This window comes from Brucella pecoris (assembly GCF_006376675.1).
In the GTDB taxonomy this organism is placed as follows: Bacteria; Pseudomonadota; Alphaproteobacteria; order Rhizobiales; family Rhizobiaceae; genus Brucella; species Brucella pecoris.
Window position 1 is genome coordinate 1 of sequence record NZ_VEWK01000037.1, and the last position, 5,555, is coordinate 5,555.

Here is a 5,555-nt window from a genome sequence, read left to right on the forward strand (position 1 = left end):
CTTCAGCCGGCCCTTGGACGGCAATGCCAGTGTAACGCTCATTTCGTTGCTCCCGCCAATGCCTGAAGCCGGTCCAGGGATACACCCTGGTTCACAGACGAAGAACGCGCGGTCCTTGATCTGACCGAAGCTCTGACTCGCGTCGCCGACAAGGGTGATCCGGTGTCTGATGAAATCTGGGCCGAGGCCGCGCGTCACTATGATGAAAAAGCTTTGTCAGCACTTCTTCTGACTATAGGCACTATTAATGTCTGGAACCGCCTGAACGCGGCGATCCGCCAAGAAGTAGGCACATTCTGAAACTGAGCACGCAATTCCACTCTCCCATGGGAGAGTGGACATTCTTAAGCTGCAACAGAGGATGAAGGATGACGACGCGTCAAACCACAAACAACGGTGAAAGCCGGCTAGAACGCGGCAAGCGGGTGCTTGCAGAAATCAACGGCGAGGCCGGGAATAATGTCATTGCCGCTCTGGCGGACATGCCCCTGACTTTGCCAGTTACCTGTTTGAATTCCCTTTCGGTGACATTTACAGCCGTCCCGGCCTTGATCTGCGCTCTCGCGAAATAGCCACCATCGCAGCATTGACAACGATGGGAACGGCAACCCCGCAATTGAAAGTGCATATCGAAGCCGGGCTAAATGCCGGGATGGCGAAGGACGAAATCACCGAAGTCATCATGCAGATGGCCGTCTACGCGGGTTTCCCGGCAGCGCTCAACGGATTGTTCGCTGCGAAGGAAGTGTTCGCTGCCCACGTCCAATCCCAAGCCAAGTTGCAGAGGTCTACCCACACCGTCACTTAGCCTTCAAGTCGGTCGAATGTAGACAAGCAGAGGAATTGAATATGTTCGCAATCGTTGGTGCCGCCGGAAAGGTTGGCTATTCAACATCCTTGGCCTTGCGCAAGGCGGGTTTCCCGGTCAGAGCAATTTTGCGCAATCCGGCAAAGGCGAAACCGCTCGCCGATATTGGATGCGAGATCGCTTTGGTCGATCTGCAGGATTCCGAAGCACTCGCGGAGGCGATCGCTAATGCAGATGCCACCCAGGTCATCCTTCCGCCGTCGTCGCAGACGAAGGACACGGTTCGAGAGATGCAGCGAGCGATCGAAAGCTTCATCGCGGCTCTTGAGCGGACGCGTTCGAAGCGCGTCCTGGCAATCTCTGACTACGGGGCTCATGTCGCCAGCGACATTGGCATGCCCAGCATGTTTCGATTGTTCGAAGCACGTCTCGGCCTGATCGAAGGCCAGAAACTAATCTTGCGATCAGCAGAACATATGGAAGGCTGGGCACGGTTTGCGCCAACTGCCATTGCCCTCCGGTGTTCTGCCGAGCTTTCACGACCCCATCGACAAGACACTGCGGATGATCTCAGCGCACGATCTTGGTCGAAACCGTTGTAATCGGTGGCGTCGCTTTAACTGGACGAAGGCTAAGCAAGATAGTCTATTCACGGAGAGTTTCACGCTTCAATCGACAAAGCGATTTGACGCCAAGTCATGATGGTCTAGGTGCGAAGTTGACGATGATCGGCGGCGGGCAGGTGGTTTCGATAAAGAAGAAAAAGATTGGCGATTTGGCTATGTGTTGAGACACGACGCTAGTATTGTCGTGCTGTTCAGTCCCGGCATTTGATAGATCGGCTTCAATTTGAATCTTTCTGGCTCCGAAGTCCAGACTTTGCAGTTGTATTCGTAAGGCGAGGCCTCTTGATGCCTTGAGCCTGCGGGCAACGTTGTACGCCAAGATAAAACCTCCGAGGTGCTGACGTAGCTGGTCATGATTGTCGTATTGATAGCGTTTGACGATCGCGCCGGAGACAGCATTACAACACCGTACGCCCGTTCGACCTCACTCATCGCTGGGTTACAAGCCACCGGCACCCGAAGCAGCCGTTTGGCCTGGCCAAAATGGATCAGCTTCAATATCGACAGCGGCCATCAGGCCAAGCATGCACTAATAATCCAAACGGATCACTCCTCAAGGGTAACCTGGGAAAGCAGCTAAAACCAGCTGCATATCATGAAAACAGTATCCGCTCTCAATGAGTTTAATTGCCGACGAATTGATTTGTGGTAGCGTGTTTGGAGCAGTTGTTGGCGTCTCCGTCCGTGAACAGGAGCCTACGGTGAAGCGTTGGGTTGTCTGCAGTCTTGCACTATTGCTGATTGTTTATGCTGCTTATGTCGGCTGGCAACGCTCTACTCCACAGGACCCTACTCTATTCCCCACCAAACAAAGCGAGGCCAAGCGAGGAGGAGGCCGTACCACCAACCTCGAACATGTGGTCAAAACCACGGTTGTAAAGTCGGGATCCCTTCCGGTGCTGCGCAATACAATCGGCACTATAGTGGCGGTGGCATCAACAGCAGTGAACAGCCCGGAGGCGGGTAATGTTGCTGCACTGAATGTCAAGGATGGCGCTCTTGTCAAGGCAGGCGATCTTGTTGCCCAACTTGACGATCAGGCTATCCGCGCCGGCCTCGGGAAGGATGCCGCTTCCGTTGCCAAGTCTCAGGCCACGCTGAACGATGCCGAAATTCAGCTGAAGCGCACGCAGGATCTCGTACAAAAGGGTGTCAGCACTTCGCAGAGCGGCGACGATGCACTGGCCGCACTGAAGGTTGCTCAAGCACAATTGGAAGTCGATCAGGCACAACTTGCTGCCGATCAGGTGACGCTTTCCCATATGCGCATTGTTGCACCTTTCGATGGGCAACTGGGTGTCGTTCAGGTTTCCGTGGGTGCCTATCTCTCAGCCGGAGCGCCTGTCGCAACGATTACGCAGATGACGCCAGTCTATGCAGAATTCACGCTTCCTGAAACTGATCTCGCGCGTATCCGTTCGACAATGACTGCTGGAATGTTGAAAGCCGATGTGACTGCGATCTCCGCGGATGGAAGGGACGTCACCGAAAGCGGCCCCGTCGATTTTATCGATAACGTGATTGATCCAGGTAGCGGCACCGTGCGTTTGCGAGCCACGCTCGACAATCATTCCGGCAACTTCTGGCCGGGACAGTCCTTGCGTGTCTCCGTCGAAGCGGGGCAGATCGATGATCTGGTGCTGGTTCCCGATGTTGCTGTCCAGCCGCAGGAGAATGGCTCCATAAGCTATGTGGTCAAACCCGACAACTCCGTTGAAATACGACCAGTGACGGTCGCCTTGCGTGCCAACGGCATGGCTGGTTTGAGTGCAGGTCTTCAGCCAGGGGAGAGAGTGGTTACGGAAGGCCAAAGCGTGCTCTCTAATGGCAGCAAGGTAAAATTGGCCGACGCAGAACCGAATACCAAGGTTTCATCTCACTGAACGGAACGAAGGTAGACTGGCAATGAATATTTCCGAAGTCTTCATTCGTCGCCCGGTAGCGACCATTCTTCTGATGATCGGCGGGTTAATAGGCGGGATTGCGGCTTACTATCAGTTACCGGTTGCCGCACTTCCTGAAGCGGACTTTCCGACCATAAATGTCTCCGCCCAACTCGCTGGCGCGTCGCCTGATACGATGGCCTCTTCCGTTGCAACGCCGCTTATCAAGCAGTTTGAGACGATTGCTGGAATCGATACGATCAGCGCTACATCGTCGCTTGGAAACACATCGATCACGTTGCAGTTCGATCTCACGCGCAATATCGACGCGGCAGCAGCAGATGTGCAGGCGGCCATCACGCGCGCACAGCGGCAACTGCCGGACAATCTCACCACGCCACCGAGCTATCGCAAGGCAAACCCAGCTGACGCCCCCGTTATCATTCTGGCCCTGACGAGCGACGGCGCACGTCTGACCCAGATGGATGACATCGCGCAGAATATTATCTCGCCAGCCCTATAGACTATTTCGGGTGTGGCACAGGCACAGGTTTATGGTTCGAAGACCTACGCGGTTCGGGTGGAAGTGGATCCTGACAAACTCGATAGTCGAAATTTGTCGCTATCGGGCCTCGGTGATACCATCGCCGCGGCGAATGACCAAACTCCGGTCGGAACGCTGCAGAACAGATCGCAGGCACTGACCGTGAATGCGAACACACAGCGTACGAATGCGTCGGAGTTCAAGGACCTGATCGTTGCAGGCGGCGGCAACCGTATCGTCCGTCTGTCCGATGTAGCCACGGTGCTGGATAGCGTGGATAACGTCAATCAAGGTAGCTGGCTGGATGGAAAGCAAACGATCGCTTTGGCTGTTCAGCGCCAGCCCGGTTCGAATACTGTGGCTGTTGTCGATGCGATCCGCGCCAAGCTTCCTGAAATCGAGACTGCGTTGCCTGCACAGATGCACATCGCAGTTGTCAACGATGCTTCCGCATCGATCCGTGCCGCAGTCGCAGATGTTCAAACGACACTGGCCATAACCATCGGCCTTGTAGTGCTGGTGATCTTCCTGTTTCTCGGCCAGTTCTGGGCGACGATGATCCCAGGACTTGCGGTTCCGTTGTCTTTGGTCACGACATTTGCAGCGATGTATGCCCTCGGATTCTCCATCGACAATATCTCGTTACTGGCGCTGACATTGGCAGTGGGACTGGTCGTCGACGACGCCATCGTGATGCTTGAGAACATCGTTCGCCATGTGGAGGAGGGACTTCCACCTTTTCAGGCGGCTATTGTTGGCAGTCAGGAAGTAACGGGCACAATCATCTCCATGTCGCTGTCACTGGTTGCCGTTTTTCTGCCGATCCTTTTGATGGGCGGTATCGTCGGACGGGTGCTGAACGAATTCGGCATGGTGGTCACGCTGGCAATTCTGTCTTCGGCGCTGGTCTCGCTGACGGTCACACCCATGCTTGCTGCCCGTCTGCCGCACAAGCAGGCAGAACCTGGACGCATTGCGCAAATGTTGGACCGGGTGACGGTAGGTTACGGACGCGCTGTCGGCTGGTGTCTCCGACATCGGCTTCTGGTAATGCTACTTTTTGTACTGAGTTTCTTTGGTTCTGTATGGTCGTTCATGACATTGCCACGCAGCTTCTTCCCGCAGGAAGATACCGGACTGGTGACCATTTCAACCCAGGCCAGACAGGACATCTCCTATCAGGGAATGAGCGAATTGCAGCAACAGGCGGCCGCCATCGTTTCCGATAATATGGCAGTCGAACACGTAACCTCATCACTTGGAAGCGGGCCGGGTGGATCGACGTTCAATACAGGCTCCATGTTTGTGCAGCTTAAAGCACGAGATGCCCGCCCACCGCTGGACCAGACACTGGGTGAACTTCGAAAGAAACTTGCCGGTCTTCCGGGACTGACCGCATATCTTACGCCGGTGCAGAGCTTGCGCTTTGGTGGCCGCAGCACGCAAAGCCAGTATCAGATCGTTTTGCAATCGCTAGATGCCAAAGAAGCACGTTCCTGGTCGCAAAAGCTTGCCAACGCGATGAAAGCGGAGCCGGACACTTTCGTTGATGTCGCTTCCGACCTACAGGACAACGCGCTACAGGCTCATATTGATATTGACGACGACAAGGCGGGAAGTGTCCGTCGTCGAATGATTTGAGACTATTTGTGCTTTTGAAGATTGGAGTTTCCGGCTCGGTTTAGGGGTTGATT

The 5,555-nt window shown here is 54.8% G+C and carries 5 protein-coding genes and 4 pseudogenes; 7 read left to right on the top strand and 2 right to left on the bottom strand.

Annotated elements, in window-relative coordinates:
- The first annotated feature begins 162 nt into the window (after positions 1 to 162).
- The 4 genes from FIB18_RS25500 to FIB18_RS24365 all read left to right on the top strand — a co-directional run bounded on the left by FIB18_RS25500 (position 163) and on the right by FIB18_RS24365 (position 1,410).
- A complete protein-coding gene (locus FIB18_RS25500) occupies positions 163 to 300 on the top strand; it encodes a carboxymuconolactone decarboxylase family protein (RefSeq protein WP_174977474.1) in 138 nt (45 codons plus the stop codon).
- Positions 301 to 368: 68 nt separating this feature from the next.
- Entirely contained in the window at positions 369 to 572 is a 204-nt protein-coding gene (locus FIB18_RS25505) for a hypothetical protein (RefSeq protein WP_407921876.1), read from the top strand.
- Entirely contained in the window at positions 530 to 808 is a 279-nt protein-coding gene (locus FIB18_RS25510; protein WP_407921877.1) for a carboxymuconolactone decarboxylase family protein, read from the top strand. Before FIB18_RS25505 ends, FIB18_RS25510 begins: the two co-directional genes overlap by 43 nt.
- Before the next feature lie 41 nt (positions 809 to 849).
- The gene (locus FIB18_RS24365) at positions 850 to 1,410 is read left to right on the top strand and encodes an NAD(P)H-binding protein (RefSeq protein ID WP_235894971.1); all 561 of its coding nucleotides are present in this window, start codon (positions 850 to 852) and stop codon (positions 1,408 to 1,410) included.
- Between the two features lie 104 nt (positions 1,411 to 1,514).
- Here FIB18_RS24365 and FIB18_RS25300 read toward each other — a convergent pair.
- Positions 1,515 to 1,607, bottom strand: a pseudogene (locus FIB18_RS25300) (IS6 family transposase); the annotation flags it as partial.
- Positions 1,588 to 1,819, bottom strand: a pseudogene (locus FIB18_RS25545) (IS481 family transposase); the annotation flags it as partial. The pseudogenes FIB18_RS25300 and FIB18_RS25545, both read right to left, overlap by 20 nt.
- A 16-nt stretch (positions 1,820 to 1,835) precedes the next feature.
- On the opposite strand from FIB18_RS25545, the pseudogene FIB18_RS25515 reads away from it, so the two are divergent.
- From FIB18_RS25515 to FIB18_RS24385, 3 genes and pseudogenes are all read left to right on the top strand, one after another.
- Positions 1,836 to 1,967, top strand: a pseudogene (locus FIB18_RS25515) (IS3 family transposase); the annotation flags it as partial.
- 363 nt (positions 1,968 to 2,330) lie between these two features.
- Positions 2,331 to 3,317 (top strand): efflux RND transporter periplasmic adaptor subunit, encoded by a 987-nt coding sequence (locus tag FIB18_RS24380; protein ID WP_235894972.1) that lies wholly within the window; start codon positions 2,331 to 2,333, stop codon positions 3,315 to 3,317.
- Positions 3,318 to 3,339: 22 nt separating this feature from the next.
- Positions 3,340 to 5,484 (top strand): annotated as a pseudogene (locus FIB18_RS24385) (efflux RND transporter permease subunit); the annotation flags it as partial.
- Positions 5,485 to 5,555: the final 71 nt, after the last annotated feature.

Coding starts and splice junctions, on each gene's coding strand:
- FIB18_RS25505 (WP_407921876.1), top strand. CDS start 369: ATGACGACGCGTCAAACCACAAACAACGGTGAAAGCCGGCTAGAACGC.
- FIB18_RS24365 (WP_235894971.1), top strand. CDS start 850: ATGTTCGCAATCGTTGGTGCCGCCGGAAAGGTTGGCTATTCAACATCC.